General features: G+C 44.4%; 1 protein-coding gene and 1 pseudogene. Both read right to left on the bottom strand.

Annotated elements, in window-relative coordinates; genetic code table 11:
* Positions 1-252: cyclic nucleotide-binding domain-containing protein (locus R7044_RS24950; protein WP_225455966.1), on the bottom strand; the 252-nt coding region annotated here is incomplete at its 3' end.
* Positions 253-491: 239 nt separating this feature from the next.
* Positions 492-790, bottom strand: a pseudogene (locus tag R7044_RS24945) (Preprotein translocase subunit SecY); the annotation flags it as partial.

The raw sequence follows: 790 nt of genomic DNA, 5'->3' as shown, positions 1-790 counted from the left end.
ATAAATGTGGTAATCGCAGGTCGCCTCCCCTAGTTGGAAACGTCGCCCATTGGCGGCCAAAATGCTCATAGAAACACGTCCAACAGGCACGATATACAGGTACTGAAGTTGCTCGCCTTGGCGCAAAATGGCTTCGCCTGCATCAAAATAACGAGTGTTTACTTGGCACTGATAGATGAGATCACGAAACGCGGCACTTTTCTGTTCTAGATAGTTTTTGAAGCGACCAGTCGGATAAGGGCTGATTTTCATGCGTTTTTCTCTGCGCTAGGAAGGATGCGAATCCGGACAAATGAGCAACTCAAAGACTAAGCCAGCTTGCTTGTTCATCCAGACAATTACTATTGATAACAATCTCAGATGGATTGTACCCCTTCCATTAAGACGATGAAACCAAGTAAATTATCACCTACTGAAATAGGTACTTTAGGGCTGAAAATAAAAAAAGAGCGTCCATCGACGCTCTTTAATAGTTTACTGAGTCTAGACCATTAAGCGGCTTCAGCTTGACCAATCCAATGGTAATGGTGGTTGGCTTTTTTACCCACCAGCCCAAGCTCTGCAAGCTCTTCGAAGACTTTGTCTACCTCTTCCGCAGAAAGTCTAAATTGCTTCGCTACCGCTTTTTTCGTACACGTGATTTGATGAGTTTTAAGGGCATCGCTCACCTGTTCTAGCAGTGTTTTTGGCTCTTCCGGTTCTTCAATTTTTTGCTCAATGACGGGTTCATCTTCATCCTTAATGTGTGGTAGATAACCCGCTGGCTCTGGGTCAATATCGCGAATTGATG

This window comes from Vibrio sp. 1402 (assembly GCF_033340275.1).
This window is presented reverse-complemented; position numbering and strand designations above follow the sequence as displayed.